General features: G+C 60.7%; 17 protein-coding genes. All 17 read left to right on the plus strand.

The annotated features are described in order from the left end of the window. Positions 1-7 precede the first annotated feature (7 nt). Positions 8-1,258, plus strand: coding sequence for a CinA family nicotinamide mononucleotide deamidase-related protein (locus GFER_RS11665; protein WP_040099817.1), 1,251 nt, complete (start codon positions 8-10; stop codon positions 1,256-1,258). 34 nt (positions 1,259-1,292) lie between these two features. Continuing rightward, positions 1,293-3,401 carry a sensor histidine kinase gene (locus GFER_RS11670; protein WP_040099820.1) on the plus strand — a complete coding sequence of 703 codons (2,109 nt, stop codon included), beginning with the start codon at positions 1,293-1,295 and terminating at the stop codon, positions 3,399-3,401. Further along, entirely contained in the window at positions 3,398-3,967 is a 570-nt protein-coding gene (gene thpR, locus GFER_RS11675; RefSeq protein WP_040099822.1) for an RNA 2',3'-cyclic phosphodiesterase, read from the plus strand. The genes GFER_RS11670 and thpR overlap by 4 nt, the downstream gene beginning before the upstream one ends. Positions 3,968-4,004: 37 nt before the next feature. After that, complete coding sequence (recA, locus tag GFER_RS11680) at positions 4,005-5,030, plus strand: recombinase RecA (protein WP_040099824.1); 1,026 nt, start codon at positions 4,005-4,007, stop codon at positions 5,028-5,030. Positions 5,031-5,044: 14 nt separating this feature from the next. Beyond that, on the plus strand, positions 5,045-6,205 hold the full coding sequence (locus tag GFER_RS11685) for a type IV pilus twitching motility protein PilT (RefSeq protein ID WP_040099826.1): 1,161 nt from the start codon (positions 5,045-5,047) through the stop codon (positions 6,203-6,205). Further along, the gene (locus GFER_RS11690) at positions 6,192-6,656 is read left to right on the plus strand and encodes a regulatory protein RecX (RefSeq protein WP_040099828.1); all 465 of its coding nucleotides are present in this window, start codon (positions 6,192-6,194) and stop codon (positions 6,654-6,656) included. The genes GFER_RS11685 and GFER_RS11690 overlap by 14 nt, the downstream gene beginning before the upstream one ends. Before the next feature lie 9 nt (positions 6,657-6,665). Continuing rightward, the gene (alaS, locus tag GFER_RS11695) at positions 6,666-9,320 is read left to right on the plus strand and encodes an alanine--tRNA ligase (protein ID WP_040099959.1); all 2,655 of its coding nucleotides are present in this window, start codon (positions 6,666-6,668) and stop codon (positions 9,318-9,320) included. Positions 9,321-9,341: 21 nt separating this feature from the next. Then, positions 9,342-9,686: a cupin domain-containing protein gene (locus GFER_RS11700; RefSeq protein ID WP_040099830.1), complete on the plus strand. Its 345-nt coding sequence runs from the start codon at positions 9,342-9,344 to the stop codon at positions 9,684-9,686. 18 nt (positions 9,687-9,704) lie between these two features. After that, complete coding sequence (locus GFER_RS11705) at positions 9,705-10,829, plus strand: hybrid sensor histidine kinase/response regulator (RefSeq protein WP_235264082.1); 1,125 nt, start codon at positions 9,705-9,707, stop codon at positions 10,827-10,829. 97 nt (positions 10,830-10,926) lie between these two features. Continuing rightward, positions 10,927-11,457: an ATP-dependent protease subunit HslV gene (gene hslV, locus GFER_RS11710; protein WP_040099831.1), complete on the plus strand. Its 531-nt coding sequence runs from the start codon at positions 10,927-10,929 to the stop codon at positions 11,455-11,457. Beyond that, a complete protein-coding gene (hslU, locus tag GFER_RS11715) occupies positions 11,454-12,785 on the plus strand; it encodes an ATP-dependent protease ATPase subunit HslU (RefSeq protein ID WP_040099833.1) in 1,332 nt (443 codons plus the stop codon). The genes hslV and hslU overlap by 4 nt, the downstream gene beginning before the upstream one ends. A gap of 118 nt (positions 12,786-12,903) precedes the next feature. Further along, positions 12,904-13,794: an acetylglutamate kinase gene (argB, locus tag GFER_RS11720; RefSeq protein WP_040099834.1), complete on the plus strand. Its 891-nt coding sequence runs from the start codon at positions 12,904-12,906 to the stop codon at positions 13,792-13,794. Beyond that, a complete protein-coding gene (locus GFER_RS11725; protein WP_040099836.1) occupies positions 13,791-14,984 on the plus strand; it encodes an acetylornithine transaminase in 1,194 nt (397 codons plus the stop codon). The genes argB and GFER_RS11725 overlap by 4 nt, the downstream gene beginning before the upstream one ends. A gap of 101 nt (positions 14,985-15,085) precedes the next feature. Next, positions 15,086-15,994: an ornithine carbamoyltransferase gene (gene argF, locus GFER_RS11730; RefSeq protein ID WP_040099838.1), complete on the plus strand. Its 909-nt coding sequence runs from the start codon at positions 15,086-15,088 to the stop codon at positions 15,992-15,994. A 10-nt stretch (positions 15,995-16,004) separates the two neighbouring features. Beyond that, on the plus strand, positions 16,005-16,649 hold the full coding sequence (locus GFER_RS17780; protein ID WP_052446335.1) for an RDD family protein: 645 nt from the start codon (positions 16,005-16,007) through the stop codon (positions 16,647-16,649). A gap of 60 nt (positions 16,650-16,709) precedes the next feature. Beyond that, positions 16,710-17,933, plus strand: coding sequence for an argininosuccinate synthase (locus GFER_RS11740; protein WP_040099839.1), 1,224 nt, complete (start codon positions 16,710-16,712; stop codon positions 17,931-17,933). Between the two features lie 72 nt (positions 17,934-18,005). Then, entirely contained in the window at positions 18,006-18,509 is a 504-nt protein-coding gene (locus GFER_RS11745) for an NUDIX domain-containing protein (RefSeq protein WP_040099840.1), read from the plus strand. Positions 18,510-18,512 lie beyond the last annotated feature (3 nt).

Consider the following 18,512-nt stretch of genomic DNA (forward strand, 5'->3'; position numbering starts at 1 on the left):
GGTTGTCGTGAATCTCGACATCGCAGTCCTCGCCGTCGGGGATGAACTGCTCAACGGCGAAATTCCCGACACCAATACCGCGACCATCGGGCGTCTGCTCAATGCCGGGGGCTATCGGCTGGGCGAGGGGCGCACCGTTCCCGACCAGGAGGAAACCATTGCCCTGGCTCTGCGCGACCTTGCGGCGCGTCATCAGGTGGTGGTGGTCACTGGCGGCCTGGGCCCGACGCGCGACGACCTTACCGCCCGCGCTGCCGCCCGCGCCTTCGATCTCCAGCTGACAATCAACGATGAGGCCCTGACTCTGATCCGCGCCTTTTTTCAGGAACACGACCTGGAGATGGACCCGCGCAACGAAAAACAGGCCCTGTTGCCGCAGCAATGCCTGGTACTGCCCAATCTGCGCGGCACCGCTCCCGGTTTTCTCCTTGAGCAGAAGCAGAGCCTGCTGCTGTTTTTTCCCGGCGTCCCGGTGGAAATGGAGGCCATGGTCGAAGCCGAGCTTCTGCCGCGCCTCGACGCTCTGAGCGGCGGCCATCCGCCTCTGTGCGAGCGCATTCTCAAAATATTCGGTCTCTCCGAGCCCAAGACCGAAAGCCTGCTCGACGGCCTGACCCTGCCATCCGGCGTGAATATCGGATTCGGCGTCGACTTTCCCCTGGTGCACCTCAAATTGCGCGCCACCGGTCGCGCGGCCGAAGACCTGCTCGATCAGGCCGAAGTCAGCGTTCAACGACGCCTGGGCGATTTCATCGTCGCCCGTGGGCGCGAAACCTTGCCCCAGACTGTCGCCCGCCTGCTGAGCGCCAGCGGCCTGACCCTGTCGTTGGCTGAATCCTGCACCGGCGGTTTGGTGGCCGCCTGGCTCACCGATATTCCCGGCGCTTCAGCCTTTCTCGATCGCGGCGCGGTGACTTACTCCAACCAATCCAAGAACGATTGGCTGGGCGTGTCCAAACGCATGCTGCACGACCAGGGCGCGGTCAGTGAAACCTGCGCGCGCGCCATGGCCACGGGGCTACGCCAGAGTACCCGCACCGATATCACCATCGCCGTGACCGGCATCGCCGGACCTGACGGCGGCACCCCGGACAAACCGGTAGGCACGGTCTTTATCGCCCTTTCGGCCAATGACGCTGAGCAGGCCAAAGGCTACAGGTTCAGCGGCAGTCGTGACCAGATTCGCAAACTTTCCGCTTGCATGGCCCTGGAATGGATCCGCCGCTATCTGGTGGAGCGGGGACAGCCCAAACGCTGACAGCGATCCACAACCTCACCTGCCCGAGGACGTCATGGTCGCAGCAACAAAAAAAACCCACCGCCGCTCATTTGCCATGGCGCTCTGCGCAGCCTTGATTCTGCTGCCGGGCACCGCTCTGTCGACGGTCGCCGCTGCGGACCCGGTCATGACTACGGAGCGGAACCTGAACGCGAACCGCGCGCTTCATACGGCATTGATTCAGGGTGCCGCCTTGCCCGCCTTGCCGGCTCTGGCCCTGGGCCTCGCCTGGCTTCACCAACGTCGCCGCCGCAACGTTCTGAGGGCTGAACTCAGAAACAAGGAGCAGGAGAACGCCCTGGCCCTGCGCGATCTTGAGCATTCACGCCGTCGCTTTCAGCAACTGCTCGACAATGCCGGCGATGCCATCTTCTTCATTGCACCTGACAGCGGCCATCTGTTACAGGTCAATCGCCAGGTCGAAAATCTCCTCGGCTATAGCGAGACGGAAATCCGCGCCCTGTCCCTCGCCGAGCTGTTTCCCGGCCACCACGAGCGCCGCTATCTGCGCCTTATGCGCCGGGTTGTGCGCAACGGCTATGCAGAAGAGCCCAATCTGCATTTTCGCACCAAAAACGGCCAGCGGCTGGTCGGCGCGGTTCATGCCCGCCTCGGCCACCTCGATGACGCGCAGGTGGTGCACGGCGTGGTGCGCGACGTCACCCGGGTGCGCTTGAGCGAACAGCAGCTACGCCGTAAAAACCGCGAACTGACCCTGCTCAACGAAATCGCCCGGCGCATCGCCGGCCACCGCGGCCTGGATGAATTGCTGCAAGCGATTCTCGAAGATGTCATCAACGTCTTTGAAGCCCAGGGTGGCGGCATCTACCTGGTTCATCACTCAGACGGCACCTTGCAACTTGCCGCCCACCGCAACATCGAACCGGAGGTGCTGGCCGACATCCAGAAGGTGCCGCAAGGCACCGGCATGGCCGCCCGAGTCGCCGCCAGCGGCCGCCCGCAAAGTTCCGCGGACCTGAGCAACGATCTGCGCCTGCGCAGCCAAGCTATTCGCACCGCGGGTTGGCGTGGATTCCAGGCGATCCCTTTGAGCGCTAAAGACCAAACCGTCGGCGTGCTGTTTCTCTACAATCGCGACCAGCGCGTACTCAGCCGCGACGAAGTCCACCTGCTGATGGCCATCGGGCATCAGGTCGGCAGCGCCATCCAGGGGGCCGAACTTTATGAGGCATTGCGCTGGCAGAACCGCCTCACCGAGGCGAGCAACCGCGAACTGCAACGCTCACGCAGGCAACTGCGGGAAAACCTAGATCAAGCACAGCGCCACAATCGCGAACTCGCGCGTCTGGAGGCCATGAAGAGCAATTTCATGGCCCTCGCCTCGCACGAGTTACGTACTCCCCTGACCTGCATTCTCTCGGGCGCGCAATTTCTCGTGCAACGCCTGGAATCGCGCCTGGATGCCGAAGAAACGCAGCTTTTAGCGGCCCTGGTCCAAGGGGGGGAGCGCCTCGAAGCAATTGTGCGCGACATGCTCGAAGCGGCGCGCCTCGAGTCCCAATCTCTTTACCTGGCCCGGGAAAAAATTGATCTCTGCCAAATTTTGCATGAGGTCCATGGGGAGTTTCGGGCGGTTCTCGCCGACCGGCGGCTCGACTTCAAACTTCACAGCGTCCCCGAGGGAGCGGAACTCACCGGCGACGCCTACCACCTGCAACGCACCTTCGCCCGGCTGCTGGAAAATGCAGTCAAATACACCCCGTCCGGCGGCGGCATTGAAATCCGCAGTCGGTTGCGCTGTTTTGCCGAGCTGCACGGGGACAAGGAAAGCCTGAGCCGCTTCTCCCCGGTGTTTTTTCAGGAAACCCTCGGCGGACCGCTGATACAGGTCACCGTTGCGGACAACGGCATCGGCATCGAGGACGAAGAGCAACTGCGCGTCTTTGACAAATTCTATGAAGTCGGCGACATCAACGCCCACTCCACCTCGCGCACCGGCTTCGGCGGCAAGGGCTTCGGGTTGGGGTTGACCCTGGTCAAGGGCATGGTGGAAGCCCATGGCGGCATGGTCTGGGTGGAGAGCGGGCCCGCGGGCGGCAGCGCCTTTCATGTCCTGCTGCCGGTCATGCTCGCCGCCGCAACGGAAGATCAGGGAACATGAGCCTGCGCTCCTTCATCGCCGTCCCTCTGCCCCTGGAATTGCAACAGCGCATCCTGGCGCTGCAGAGGGATCTCGCCGGCGTGCTGGACGCAGTGCGCTGGGTCAAGGCTGAACAGATACATCTGACCTTGCGCTTTTTCCCGGCGCTGCCCGAAGAATGCCTTGATCCTGTGCGGGAAACTATGCTATCGGTAGGGAATTTCCATGCGCCGTTCAGAGTGGAAATCGGCGGGCTCGACGCCTTTCCCAACCTCGCCCGACCTCGGGTTTTCTGGCTCGGTCTTACACCGGAAGAACCTCTGCTCAGGTTGCAGCAGGATCTAGACGAGAAGCTTAAGATGATCGGCCTGGGGAGCGATGAGCGGCCCTTCAGACCCCACCTGACTCTCGGACGGGCCAGAGAAACCCGCAAAATCTCTCCTGCTCGGCTCGCCGGATACCAGAACCGCGTGGGAGAAACCTGGTCGGTGACGGAAATGCGGTGCTATCAAAGCCGCTTGACACCGGCAGGCGCCGTTCATACCTGCCTGTTTCGCGCCGCCCTCGGCAACGCAGGATCTTCCTGAACATCAAACGTTTCACCTTTCGGAGGTTTTTCCTTTTATGGCTGACGACAATCGCAACCGCGCCATCGATCTGGCATTCGGTCAGATCGAAAAACAATTCGGCAAGGGCAGCATCATGCGCCTGGGTGAGAATACGGTCCTGCCCGGGATTGAGGCGATTCCCAGCGGTGCCCTCTCTCTGGATATCGCCCTGGGCGTCGGCGGTGTGCCGCGCGGACGCGTGATTGAGATTTTCGGTCCCGAATCCTCGGGTAAAACCACCCTGGCCCTGCATATCGTGGCCGAAGCCCAGAAAAAGGGCGGGATTGCCGCTTTCGTCGATGCCGAGCACGCTCTCGACATCAATTACGCCAAGAAGCTCGGCGTTAAAGTCGAGGACCTGCTGGTCTCCCAGCCGGACACCGGTGAGCAGGCCCTGGAAATCACCGAAGTGCTGGTGCGCAGCGGCGCTATCGACGTGCTGGTCGTCGACTCGGTGGCCGCGCTTACCCCCCGCGCTGAAATCGAAGGGGAAATGGGGGACGCCCACGTCGGCCTCCAGGCACGGCTCATGTCCCAGGCTCTGCGCAAGCTCACCGGAACCATCAGCAAATCCAAGTGCTGCGTGATCTTCATCAATCAGATCCGCATGAAAATCGGGGTCATGTTCGGCAACCCCGAAACCACCACCGGCGGCAACGCATTGAAATTTTACGCTTCGGTGCGCATGGATATCCGCCGCATCGCCTCTCTCAAACAGGGGCAGGATGTGATCGGCAACCGCACACGCGTCAAGGTGGTCAAGAACAAGGTCGCGCCGCCCTTCAAGGAGGCGGAATTCGACATCATGTACGGCGAGGGCATTTCGCGCGTCGGGGACCTCGTGGACCTCGGCGCCGCCTGCGAAATTGTCGAAAAAAGCGGGGCCTGGTATTCCTTTCAGGGCGAGCGCATCGGTCAGGGACGGGAAAATGCTAAAACCTTTCTCAAGGAGCATCCCGAAACGGCCCAGGCCATTGAGGAACGCCTGCTCGAACATTTCGGCCTCGGTGCGAAGAAGGTCGCGCAACCGCAGGAAGGATAAAACAAAGGCACACCATGGACCTCAACGACGTCCTCAAACTGGCCCTGCGCGCCCGCGCTTCTGACATTCACATCAAGGCCGGGCTGCCGCCTGTCTATCGCATCGACGGAGCCCTCAAACCTCTGCCCAACGCGCCGCGCATGGTCTCCGAAAGCATTGCGCGCATGGCCGATGGCGTGATGACCGAGGCCCAGCGCCGCAAATTCGCCGACACCCATGAAGTCGATCTCGCCTATGGCGTGCCGGGACTGGGGCGCTTTCGCGTCAACGTCTTTTCTCAGCGCGGTTCGGTGTCCATGGTGCTGCGCGTCATTCCCTTCAAGGTACAGAACCTCGACGAATTGCAGCTGCCCGGAGTTCTCAAAAAAATCGCCATGGAACAACGCGGGCTGGTGCTGGTCACCGGCGCCACGGGCTCGGGCAAATCGACCACCCTGGCGGCGATGATCGATCATATCAACAGCAGCCGCACCTGCCACATCGTCACCATCGAAGACCCGATTGAGTACCTGCATCGGGACAAGAAAAGCATCGTCAACCAGCGCGAGGTGGGCTTTGACACCGAGGGCTTCGATGTCGCCCTCAAGAGCGCCCTGCGCCAGGATCCCGATGTCATCCTGGTGGGCGAGATGCGCGACTACGAAACCATCGAAACCGCGCTGACCGCTGCGGAAACCGGGCATCTGGTACTCTCCACCCTGCACACCATTGATGCACCTGAAACCATCAATCGTATTGTCGCGGTGTTTCCTCCCTACCAGCAGCGCCAGATCCGCATTCAGCTCGCCAGCGTACTGCGCGGCGTGGTGTCGCAGCGCCTGGTACCGCGCGCCGATGGTCAGGGCCGGGTTCCGGCCGTCGAGGTGCTGGTTTCTACCGCACGCACCCGCGAACTGGTGGAGGACAAGGACAAGACCAAGTTGCTGCGCGATTCCATTCAGCAAGGCTTTGTCTCCTATGGCATGCAGACTTTTGATCAGTCGCTCATGACTCTGCTGAAGAAAAAACTCATCACCTTTGATGAAGCCTTGCGCCAAGCCTCCAATCCCGACGATTTCAAGCTCAAAATGTCGGGCATTTCCTCAACGTCTGACCTGTCTTGGGAAGATTTTGACAAAGAGGAGGCGGACGAGGGAGAACAAACCGGAAACGACGTCGACATTGAGCGCTTCTGATCCGCTAACTTGCGCCCTGCGGCTGCTGAGCGCGCGCGACCGCTCCGTTGCCGAACTCAGCGCCGGCCTTCAGCAACGAGGCTATCCAGAGGAAGAGATCCAAGAGACCGTGCAACGCTGCTCTGAACTGGGTTACCTCGACGACCAGCGCTATGCCCATGAACGGGCCCGCGCCTTGGCGCGCAGCGGCCGCGCGGCAGGCAGCAGAATTCTTCTCGATCTGCGCCGCCGGGGCATCAGCGAGGAACTCGCGGTCGCGGCCCTGAGCGCCGCCGAGGCCGAACTGGCACCGGAGCAGATGCTGCGCGACCTTCTGGAGCGACGTTTTCCCGGCTTTGATTACGCCCATGCCGATGAGCGTCAGAAACGACGGGTTCTGAGCTTTTTTCAGCGACGCGGCTTCAGCCTCGAACAGATTTTTGCCATAATCAGACAGGAAAGGGATCTGTAGATCACCATGATGACAGGACATGAACTTCGCACCCGGTTTCTTAAATTTTTCGAGGATCGCGGCCACACGCTGGTTCCCTCCTCCTCCCTGGTGCCACACAACGACCCGACGCTGCTTTTCACCAATGCCGGCATGAATCAGTTCAAGGACTGCTTTCTCGGTCGCGAAAAACGCGCCTATGTGCGTGCGGCATCCTCGCAGAAATGTGTGCGCGCCGGCGGCAAGCACAACGATCTGGAAAATGTCGGCCGCACCGCGCGCCATCACACATTTTTCGAGATGCTCGGCAACTTCTCCTTTGGAGATTACTTCAAAAAAGAAGCCATTTCCTACGCCTGGGAATTTCTCACGCGCGATCTGAATCTCGACACAAGCCGCCTTTACGTCACGGTGTTTACCGACGACGACGAGGCTGCCGATATCTGGCATAAGCAGGAAGGGGTGCCCCGCGAGCGCATTTTCCGCTTCGGCGAAAAGGACAATTTCTGGAGCATGGGCGATACCGGCCCCTGCGGTCCCTGCACGGAGATTTTCTGGGACAACGGTCCCGAAGTTGGCTGCGGCAAGCCCGAGTGCGCCGTCGGTTGCGACTGCGACCGCTACATGGAAATCTGGAACAATGTCTTCATGCAGTTCGACCGCTCCGCCGACGGCACCCTGACGCCCCTGCCCAAACCCTCGGTCGATACCGGCATGGGCCTGGAGCGCATCGCCACGGTCATCCAGGGGGTGAGTTCCAACTACGACACCGATCTGCTGCGCGGCCTCATTGATTTTGTCGCCGAAATCACCGGCAACCCCTACGGCGCCGACGCCGACAACGATGTTTCCATGCGCGTCATCGCCGACCACAGCCGCGCAACCACCTTTCTCATCGGCGATGGGGTGCTGCCGAGCAACGAAGGGCGCGGCTACGTTCTGCGCCGCATCATGCGCCGCGCCGCGCGCCATGCCAAGATGCTCGGTTATAACGAACCGCTGCTCTGCCAGAGTACCGGTCGGGTTATCGAGATGATGAGCGGCCCCTATCCCGAACTCGGCGAGCGCGCCGCCTACATTGCCAAGGTGACCCGCAACGAGGAAGAGCGCTTTATCCAGACCCTTGACAACGGCCTGCGCATGCTCACCGAGGAGATGGCGCGCCTCAAGGGCGAGGGGCGCTCGCGGATTCCCGGCGATGTGGTGTTTCGCCTCTACGACACCTTCGGCTTTCCCGTGGACCTCACCGCGGACATCGTTGAAGCCGAAGGGTTCACCCTGGATGAGGAGGGATTTGAAGCCTGCATGCAAGAGCAGCGGCGCAAGGCCCGTGAACACTGGAAAGGCTCCGGCGAGACGGCTGTCGACGCGGTCTGGCGGGAACTGGCCGAAGCCGGTATCCGTTGCGAATTCACCGGCTACGGCCGCCTCACCGACCATGGCACGGTGCTCGCCATCCTGCGTGAGGGACAACGGGTCAGCAAAGCCGCAGCGGGCGACAAGGTGCAGTTGGTGACGTCCGCCACGCCCTTCTACGGGGAATCCGGCGGTCAGGTCGGCGATCGCGGCGAAATCACGACCGCCGGTGCGCACCTGCGCGTCGCCGATGCGCAACGCCCCCTGCCAGAGCTCATCGTACACCATGCCGAGGTACTCGAAGGCAGCCTGTGTGAAGGCGACGCCGCCGAACTTTTGGTCGACGGTGCCGCGCGTCAGGGCACGGCGCGCAACCACACTGCCACCCACATATTGCAAGCAGTACTGAGCGAGGTCCTCGGTGATCATGTCAAGCAGGCCGGCTCGCTGGTTACCCCCGAGCGCTTGCGTTTTGATTTCACGCATTTTTCGCCTTTGACCGACGAGGAACTCACGCGCATCGAACGTGAAGTCAACCGCCGAATCCGCGAAAACGCCGAAGTCGACAGCCAGGAGATGGCGGCCGCCGAGGCCCTGGCCGCCGGCGCCACCGCCCTGTTCGGCGAAAAATACGGCGAAAGCGTGCGCGTCATCGCCGTCGGCGACTTCAGTATGGAGTTGTGCGGCGGCACCCACGCCCGCGCCGCAGGCGATATCGGTCTGTTCAAAATTCTGCAGGAATCCGGCATTGCCGCAGGTGTTCGCCGTATTGAGGCGGTAACCGGCGAACGGGCGGTGGAACACATTCTGCGGCAGGAAGAGACTCTGGCGCGCATGGCCGCGCTGGTGAAAAGCGACCCCCAACAGATGGAGAGTCGCCTGCAGAAGCTCCTGGAACGCCAGCGTGAGCTGGAGCGCGAAGTCGAGTCCCTGCGCGCCAAGCTCAATGCCGGAAAGTCAGGCGAACTCATGGAACGGGTGCGCGAGGTCTCCGGGGTGCCATTTCTCGCTGTGCGGGTTGATGGCGTCGACGGCAAGGGACTGCGCGACTTCTCTGATCAGGTGCGCGATCGCTTGGGTTCCGGCGTCGTGGTGCTGGGCTGTGAAAGCGACGCCAAGGCCAACCTGCTGGTTGCAGTCAGCAAGGACCTCACCGCTCGCCTGCAGGCCGGCGCCATCATCAAACAACTTGCCGCCGTAGTCGGCGGCGGCGGCGGCGGACGTCCGGATCTCGCCCAGGCCGGCGGCAGTCGCCCGGAGAAACTCGACGAAGCTCTCGCGCAGGTTGAGCAAGTGCTCGCCGAAACCTTGCAAAAACAAATGTCATGAATCTTTCAGGAGGCTGAGACTATGGGTGGAACAACGTTGAACACAGCTGAGCAGCCCGAATACCAGCACCCCAAGCACAAAGACTACCATCTGCGCGATATCGTCACTGCGGCAGCCAATCCCGCCATGTCCATGCACCTGGGGCGGCTGGAACCGGGCGGCGAAATTTTTGTGCACACCCACGAAGCCCAGAGCGAAACCTTCTATATCCTTTCCGGCGAGGCCGTTTGCACTATGGGAACCGAGCAGATCCCCTTCCCTTCGGGCGCCTGCGGTGTTGCACCACCCGGGGTTCCCCACGGCCTGCGTAACGACAGCCGCGAAACCGTCACCCTTCTGGCGCTGTTCACCCCTCCCCTCAAGTAACAGGGCACGGAGGCCGGAGTGCAACTCGAAATGCGGGGAGAACCCGGACTGCGACAGGAAATGCAGGGCCGCACGGTGCTGGTGGTTGACGACGAAGCCATTATTCGGGAGCTCTGCGCCAAGGTCATTAAAAACCACCGGATCCTGGAGGCCGCAAGCGGCGAGGAAGCTCTCGAAATTCTGGGGCGCGAAGCGATCGATGTCGTTCTCACCGATGTCATGATGCCGGTCATGGACGGGCTTGATCTGCTGAAAAAGATCAAGGAAGAAGATCCCGCTCAACCGGTAGTGATCATGACCGGCTTTGCCGACAAGGATGTCATCCTGCGGGCCCTCAAGGCCGACGCCGACGATTTTATCAGCAAGCCGATCAACCTGTTGCAGTTGCGCACGACCATCGATCGGGTTCTGGAGAAAAAGGCACTGCGCGAAGAGTTGCATAACCTCAAGCGCATGGATCGGCTCAAAACAGAGTTCCTCGGTCTCGTCTCTCACAAGCTCAAGACCCCGACCACCGCTATATCCCTGTTTATCCAGAACCTTGTGCAGGGCATCGGCGATCCTCAGGATCAGGGGTTTCAGCAAACCCTGAAAATGATCCTTGAAGAATCAACCTACCTCGAAAGCCTGATTCAGGATCTGCTTTTCTTCAGCGAGGTGATTCTGCGCGAAGGGCCGCCCCGCCTCGCACAGGTCGACCCCAGCGCGGTCTGCCGTCAATCCGTCAAGGATATCTACCCCCGTGCAGCAGCCAGAAACATCAGCCTCGATCTGCACCTGCCCGCAGACCTGCCCCTCATCCTGACGGACCGCGAGCAGCTCGCCTTTATTCTTCATGCCCTGCTCGACAATGCCATCAAATTTACGCCGCTAGGCGGCCAGGTTACCCTCGCGGGCGAAATCATCCCTGAGGCCGTGCGCCTTAAGATCCGCGACACGGGGGCGGGCATCGCCCCGGAGGAACGAGCGCGCGTCTTCGAGAAATTCTATCAGATCGACCCGGCCCATAGCGGCCAGGTGCGCGGCTTCGGCCTCGGACTGTTCTACGCGCGCAGTTTCGTGCAGAACCTCGGCGGCAAGCTCATTCTCGAGAGCGAATCCGGGGTGGGCACGACAGCCGTCCTGTCCCTGCCCCGCGCATAGCTGCATTACGGCATTTTTCTTTGTATCATCAGATCCCTGTGCTATATTCTCGATATTTTTCCGCGGCTGGGCCGCTTTTTTTCATCCGGGAGGTTTCATGTTTCACGCAACCACCATTCTCTGTGTGCGCAAGGACGGCACGGTGGCACTGGCCGGCGACGGCCAGGTGAGCTTCGGCAACACGGTGATGAAGCATACCGCGCGCAAAATCCGCACCATGAATGACGGCAAGGTCCTTGCCGGATTTGCCGGCAGCGCCGCCGACGCCTTCACCCTTTTTGAAAAATTTGAAGGAAAATTACAGGAGTTTCGCGGCAATCTGACGCGCGCGGCGGTGGCTCTGGCCAAAGACTGGCGCACCGACCGTGTGTTGCGCCGCCTTGAGGCACTGCTGGTGGTCGCCGACCGCGAGGCGACACTGGTGATTTCCGGTGCCGGGGACGTCATCGAGCCTGACGACGGCATCGCCGCCATCGGCTCGGGCGGCCCCTATGCTCTGGCCGCGGCCCGCGCCCTGGCGGAAAATTCGGCGTTGAGCGCTGGTGAAATCGCCGAGAAGGCCATGCGTATTGCTGCCGATATCTGTATATATACCAACGACCAGATCAAACTGGAGACTCTGTCGTGAACAATTTCACCCCAAGAGAAATCGTTTCTGAACTCGACCGCTACATCGTCGGGCAGAACGCTGCCAAGCGTGCCGTAGCCGTCGCCCTGCGCAACCGCTGGCGTCGCCAACAGGTACCCGAAGAACTGCGCGATGAAATCGCTCCGAAAAACATCATCATGATCGGCCCCACCGGAGTCGGCAAAACCGAAATCGCCCGCCGCCTGGCCAAACTCGCCCAGGCGCCCTTCATCAAGGTCGAAGCCAGCAAATTCACCGAGGTCGGCTACGTCGGCCGCGATGTGGAGAGCATGGTGCGCGACCTGGTCGATCTGGCCATCATTATGATCCGCGAGGAAGAAGCGGGCAAAGTACGCCTCAAGGCCGAAGATCTGGCCGAAGAGCGCATCCTCGATCTGCTGCTGCCCGGAGAGAGCGCGGCTCTGCAGACCACTGAGGCCGAAGGCCGCGAGACCACCCGCGACAAACTACGCCGCAAGCTGCGCATGGGCGAACTCGATAATCGGCTGGTCGAAATCGACATTCAGGTGTCCAAAGCACCGAATATGGAAGTTTTCACGCCACAAGGCATGGAGGAGCTGGGGTCGAGCTTCAAGGAGATGTTCGGCAATCTCTTCCCGAAAAAAAGCAAACGGCGCCGGGTGCCGGTTTCCGAAGCGCGCGAGCTGCTCATCGAAAGCGAAGCCGAGCGTCTGGTCGACATGGACAAGGTCAAAACCCTGGCCAAGGAACGCGTCGAACAAAACGGCATCATTTTTATCGACGAGATTGACAAGATCGCAAGTGCCGAGCACGGACGCGGCCCCGACGTCTCACGTGAAGGTGTGCAGCGCGACATTCTGCCCATTGTCGAGGGCAGCACGGTCAACACCAAGTGCGGCCCGGTGCGCACCGACCATGTGCTGTTCATCGCCGCCGGTGCCTTTCATATGAGTAAACCCTCGGACCTGATTCCCGAACTTCAAGGGCGCTTTCCCATCCGCGTCGAACTGGAAAGCCTCGGCGAGGCGGAATTCGTGCGCATTCTGAGTGAGCCGAAAAACGCTCTGACCCGCCAGTATATCGCGCTCATGGCCACCGAAGGGGTCGAGCTGATCATTGCCGAGGATGCCGTGCGCGAGATCGCCCGCACCGCCCAGGTCGTCAATGAGCGGACGGAGAACATCGGCGCGCGGCGCCTGCATACCATTCTGGAGAAGATGCTTGAGGATCTCTCCTTTCGCGCCCCTGAACTGGGCACCAAACAGGTGACCATCGACGCCGCGTATGTGCAGGACAAACTGGCGGACATCGTCAAGGACGAGGATCTGTCCAGATATATTCTGTAGGGGCGACGCATGCGTCGCCCTAAGTAACGCATGCGTCGCCCTAAGCAAGGCATGCGTCGCGCCCGGGCCAGGCATGCCTTGCCCCCACACCCCAACCACAAGCCACGGATTGCCCGACATGCAGGAACTCATCGCCAAAGCCAACGTTCTGCTTGAAGCCCTGCCCTGGATCAAGCGCTTCTCCGGTGCCACCATCGTCATCAAATATGGCGGCAACGCCATGGTTGAGGAGCACCTTAAGGAGAGCTTCGCCCAGGATATCATCCTCATGAAGTTCATCGGTCTCAACCCCGTCGTGGTGCACGGCGGCGGGCCGCAGATCGGCAAGCTGCTCGCGGCGCTGGGCAAAGAGTCGCATTTTGTGCAGGGCATGCGGGTCACTGATCGCGAAACCATGGACGTCGTAGAAATGGTTCTCGGCGGCCAGGTCAACAAGGAAATCGTCAACAACATCAACCGCCACGGCGGCAAGGCGGTGGGTCTCACCGGCAAGGACGGCCGCCTGATCATCGCGCGCAAAATGGAGATGACCCAGATCAACCCCGACACCCTGACTCCGGAGATCATCGACATCGGGCACGTCGGCGAGGTCGAGAGCGTCAATCCTTCCATCATCGAAGCACTGGAAAAAAGCAATTTCATTCCCGTCATCGCTCCTATCGGCGTCGGCCTCAGCGGCGAGACTTACAACATCAACGCCGACCTGGTTGCGGGTCGCATCGCCGGCGCCCTGCGCGCCGAAAAACTCATCCTGCTTACCGATGTGGAGGGCGTCAAGGATCGGGACGGGCGGCTTATTTCAACCATCGACATAGATCGCGTGCCCGACCTGATCAACAACGGCACCATCACCGGAGGCATGATCCCCAAGCTCAACTGCTGCGTTGATGCCGTCGAAGAAGGCGTCCACAAGGCTCATATCATCGACGGTCGCATGGAACACGCCTGCCTGCTGGAAATCTTCACCGATCAGGGCGTCGGAACCGCCGTGGCGAGGTTCGCAAAATGAATAATTCCGCGCAATGGATCGAAAGAGCCGACCGGCATATCGCCAGAACCTACGGTCGCTACCCTCTGGTGGCGGCGCGCGGCAAAGGCTGCCGGCTATGGGACGTGGACGGCAAGAGCTACCTTGATTTTCTCGCCGGCGTCGCAGTCAACAACCTCGGCCACTGCCACCCCAAGGTGGTCAAGGCCCTGCAGGAGCAGGCCGCGCAATTGCTGCATGTTTCCAACTATTTCCATATCCCGGCGCAGATTGAACTGGCCGAAATTCTCTGTCGCCATTCCTTTGGCGACCGGGTATTCTTCTGCAATTCGGGGGCGGAGGCCAACGAAGCGGCCATGAAACTGGTGCGCAAATACAGCCGTGAGGCCCATGGAGAAAACCGCTTCGAGGTGATCACCGCCCTGGCCTCCTTTCACGGCCGCACCATCGGCACCATCGCCGCCACCGGCCAGGACAAGGTCCGAGTCGGCTTTGAACCGGTGGTGCCGGGTTTCAAATATGTGCCTTTCGGCGACATTCACGCCCTGCGCGCCGCAATCTCGCCCAATACCTGTGCCGTCATGCTCGAGCCGGTCCAGGGGGAAGGTGGAGTCAACCTGCCGCCTGCAGGCTATCTGCAGGCCGTGCGGGAACTTTGCGATGAAAAAGGGCTACTGCTGGTGTTTGACGAAGTGCAGGTCGGCTGCGGCCGCACCGGCAGCCTTTTTGCCTACGAGCAGGAAGGGGTCGAACCCGACATCATGACCCTGGCCAAAGCCCTGGCGGGGGGGCCGCCCATCGGTGCCATGATTTACCGGGAAAAATTTGTCGACAGCCTGGGTCCCGGCACCCACGGTTCGACCTTCGGCGGCAATCCCCTGATGACCGCCGCCGGCATCGCGGCCATGACGACCCTCCTCGAAGACGGCGTCCTCGACAACTGCCGGGCCATGGGCGCTTATCTGGCAGAGCGACTCGCAGAGTTCAAGAAGCGCTATGCCTTCGTCGTCGAGGTGCGCGGACGCGGCCTCATTTACGGCATGGAACTCTCCATTGAAGGTGGCGACATCGTGAAGCAATGCCTGGAGCGCGGCCTGTTGCTCAACTGCACCATGGGCAAGATTCTGCGCTTTCTGCCGCCGCTGATCGTGACCCGGGAAGAAATCGACGAGGCACTGGATATCCTCGACGGCGTCTTGCGGGAAATCTAAAAAATCTCTCACCGCAGACAGCGCCGAGTACGCTGAGAAAACCTGGGAAAAGAAATCTCTCGGCGAACTCTGCGGTGCAAAAGAGTTTGAGGAGTTAGATCGTGAAAAAAGACTTTCTTTGCCTGACCGACTGGAGTCGGGATGAACTGGAACAGATTTTCGGTCTGACCCGGGAGCTCAAGGCCAAGCAGAAGCGTGGCGAGGAGCATCACCTGCTCAAGGGCAAGACCCTCGGGATGCTTTTCGAGAAGAGTTCGACGCGCACCCGCGTGTCTTTTGAGGTCGGCATGTTTCAGTTGGGCGGCCACGCCTTGTTTTTGTCCTCGGGAAATACCCAGATGGGACGTGGCGAGCCCATCAAGGACACGGCGCGCTGTATGGCGCGCTATGTCGACGGGGTCATGATCCGCACCTTTTCCCAAAGCGTTGTTGAAGAATTCGCCGCGTGCAGCAGTGTGCCGGTGGTCAACGGCCTCACCGATCTCTACCACCCCTGCCAGGTGATGGCCGATCTGTTCACCGTCAGCGAACATCGCGCCAACTGGCGCGAGCTGAACTACTGCTGGATCGGTGACGGCAACAATATGGCCAATTCGTGGATCAATGCGGCCGCTGTGTTCGGCTTCGAACTGCGGGTGGCCACGCCCGACACCTACCGCCCCGACGGCACAGTCATGGAGCGGGCCCGCAAGATGGGGGCGCGCATCAGCTACACCAACAGCCCCCGGGAGGCGGCGCGCGGCGCCCACGTTCTCAACACCGATGTGTGGGCGAGCATGGGACAGGAAGCCGAGCAGAAGGAGCGCGAAATAGCCTTCCAGGGCTACCAGATCAACACCGAACTGCTGAAGACCGCAGCCGCAGACTGCCTGGTCATGCACTGTCTGCCCGCTCATCGCAATGAGGAAATCACCGACGAGGTTATCGAGGGGCCGCACTCCATTGTGTTCGATGAAGCGGAAAACCGTCTGCACGTGCAAAAAGCCATTCTGGCCACTCTGATGCAATAGCAGAGGGACCATGACACTGACCTGTCCCGAGTGCGGCTTGAGCCGCGACATTCCGCAGGAGCGCCTGCCCGCGCGCGCGGCGCGCGTGAAATGTCCCCGCTGCACGGCGGTATTTTCCTATCCGGGCGCCTCGGTGCAAACGGGCGAAAACACCGGCAACGAAGAATCCTCGCTCAAAGCTGTTAAGCTTACAGAAAGCGCCGCGCCGGACACGGACAATCGCGCGCTGCGCCCCAAAGCGGGCTTCTGGATGCGCGGCGTGGCGGCCCTTATCGACGGAATGCTCATCAGCCTGGTGCAGATGGTGTTAGGCGGCTTTCTTGGCTGGGCCGGACAGCTAACCTTTGGCCCCGGCAGCGAAACCACCCACTTGTTGGTGCTGACCCTGGCCCTGTTCAACTTTGTGCTGTGGCAGACCTACAAAGTGTTTTTCACCGGCTACTGCGGACAGACGCCCGGCAAGATGGCCTTGCGCATTCAGGTCATCCGCCATGACGGCGCCTCGGTAGGATTTATGCGTGCCTTCGTCCGGGAAGTGGTCGGCAAGTTCATTTCAGGAATTCTTTTTGGCCTGGGCTTTCTCATGGTGGCCTTCGACGCTCAAAAGCAGGGACTGCACGATCGCCTGGCCACGACCTACGTCATCAAACTTTAGGCTTAAGGAGGGCGGGCCTTTTTCTTTCGCCGTCTTATTTCAACCTCAGGAGACTTATTCATGTCCAAAAAGGGAAGCGTCAACAAGGTCGTTCTGGCTTATTCAGGGGGTCTTGACACCTCGATCATTCTCAAATGGCTGGTTGAGGAATACGGTTGTGAAGTCATTGCCTATTCCGCCGACCTCGGGCAAGGCGAGGAACTTGACAACATTCCGGAAAAAGCCAAAAAAACCGGGGCTTCAACCTGCCACATCCTCGACCTCAAAGAAGAATTCGCCCGCGATTTCGTTTTCCCCATGTTCCGCGCCAATGCCATCTATGAAGGTCGCTATTTTCTCGGCACCTCCATCGCCCGGCCGCTCATCGCCAAGGCGCAAATGGACATTGCCGCCCAGGAAGGGGCCGACTCCGTCTCCCATGGCGCCACCGGCAAGGGCAACGATCAGGTGCGCTTCGAGCTGGCCTACTACCATTTCGATCCGGCGATCAAGGTCATAGCTCCCTGGCGCGAGTGGGATCTCAAGAGCCGCACCGCCTTGGAGGAATATGCGCGCAAGCACGGCATTCCCGTGCCGACCAGCAAGAAATTTCCCTGGAGTTCGGACCGCAACCTGCTGCACATCTCCTTCGAGGGCGACATTCTCGAAAATCCCTGGGCCGAGGCCCCGGAGGAAATGTATGTACTCACCGTTCGTCCCGAGGATGCCCCGGATCAGCCGGAATATGTCGAAATCGACTTTGAAAAGGGCGATGCCGTAGCGGTCAACGGTGAGCGACTCTCGCCCGCCAAGCTCCTGGCCAAGCTCAATGAATTGGGCGGCAAGCACGGCATCGGCCGCGTCGACCTCATGGAGAACCGCTATGTCGGCATGAAGAGCCGCGGCGTCTATGAAACCCCCGGCGGAACCATTCTCGAGGAGGCCCACCGCGCGGTGGAATCCATCACCATGGACCGCGAAGTCATGCACCTGCGCGATTCGCTGGTGCCGCGCTACGCCGAGATGATCTACAACGGCTACTGGTTTGCCCCCGAGCGCAAGGTACTCCAGGCCCTCATCGACGAATCGCAGAAGACCGTCAACGGCAAGGCGCGCATCAAGCTCTACAAGGGCCATTGCCGAGTGGTCGGCCGCCAGTCGGACACTGACAGCCTGTTCAACGTCGACTTCGCCACTTTCGAGGCGGACGAAGTCTACAACCAGGCCGACGCTGAAGGCTTCATCAAGCTCAATGCCCTGCGTCTGCGCATCGCCGCCATCCAAAGACTGGCGAAAACCAAATAACGCGAAATCCGGGACGCGGAGCGCGAAGGGCCGTTTTGCCTTTCTCGCCCCGCGTCCCGCATTCCGACTTTTATGGAATTCAAAAAACAACAGGCCATCAAAACCTCCGTCGTCGCTTGCGTCATCGACGAGAACGAACGCGTGCTGCTGACGCGGCGCTGCATCGAGCCTTTCTGCAGCCTGTGGGTCATGCCCGGCGGCAAAATCGATCATGGCGAGTCGATTCTGGCGGCGTTGCACCGCGAGGTGCGCGAGGAAGTGGGCATCGAGATCCACGTTGAGGGCCTCATCGATGTCTTTGAACACATCGATGTCGGCGACCGTAAGGATCATTTCGTCATTCTTTACTACCGCGCCGTGCCTTTAAGCCTTGAGCTTTCACCCAACGGCGACGAATGCACCGAAGCCATCTGGGCCCTCAAGAACTGTTTGCCGAAAATGGCCCTGCCGCCGGGTGGCCGCCACATCCTCACCCAGGTGTTCCCCGATCTGCCCTGGGAGCAGCCACGTCCCGCCGATCTTGACCTGAACGAGGAACTTCCCGGCGGGCAACTCACATCCTCCAGCCAGAACTGAGCG

Source organism: Geoalkalibacter ferrihydriticus DSM 17813 (assembly GCF_000820505.1).
GTDB classification, from domain to species: domain Bacteria; phylum Desulfobacterota; class Desulfuromonadia; order Desulfuromonadales; family Geoalkalibacteraceae; genus Geoalkalibacter; species Geoalkalibacter ferrihydriticus.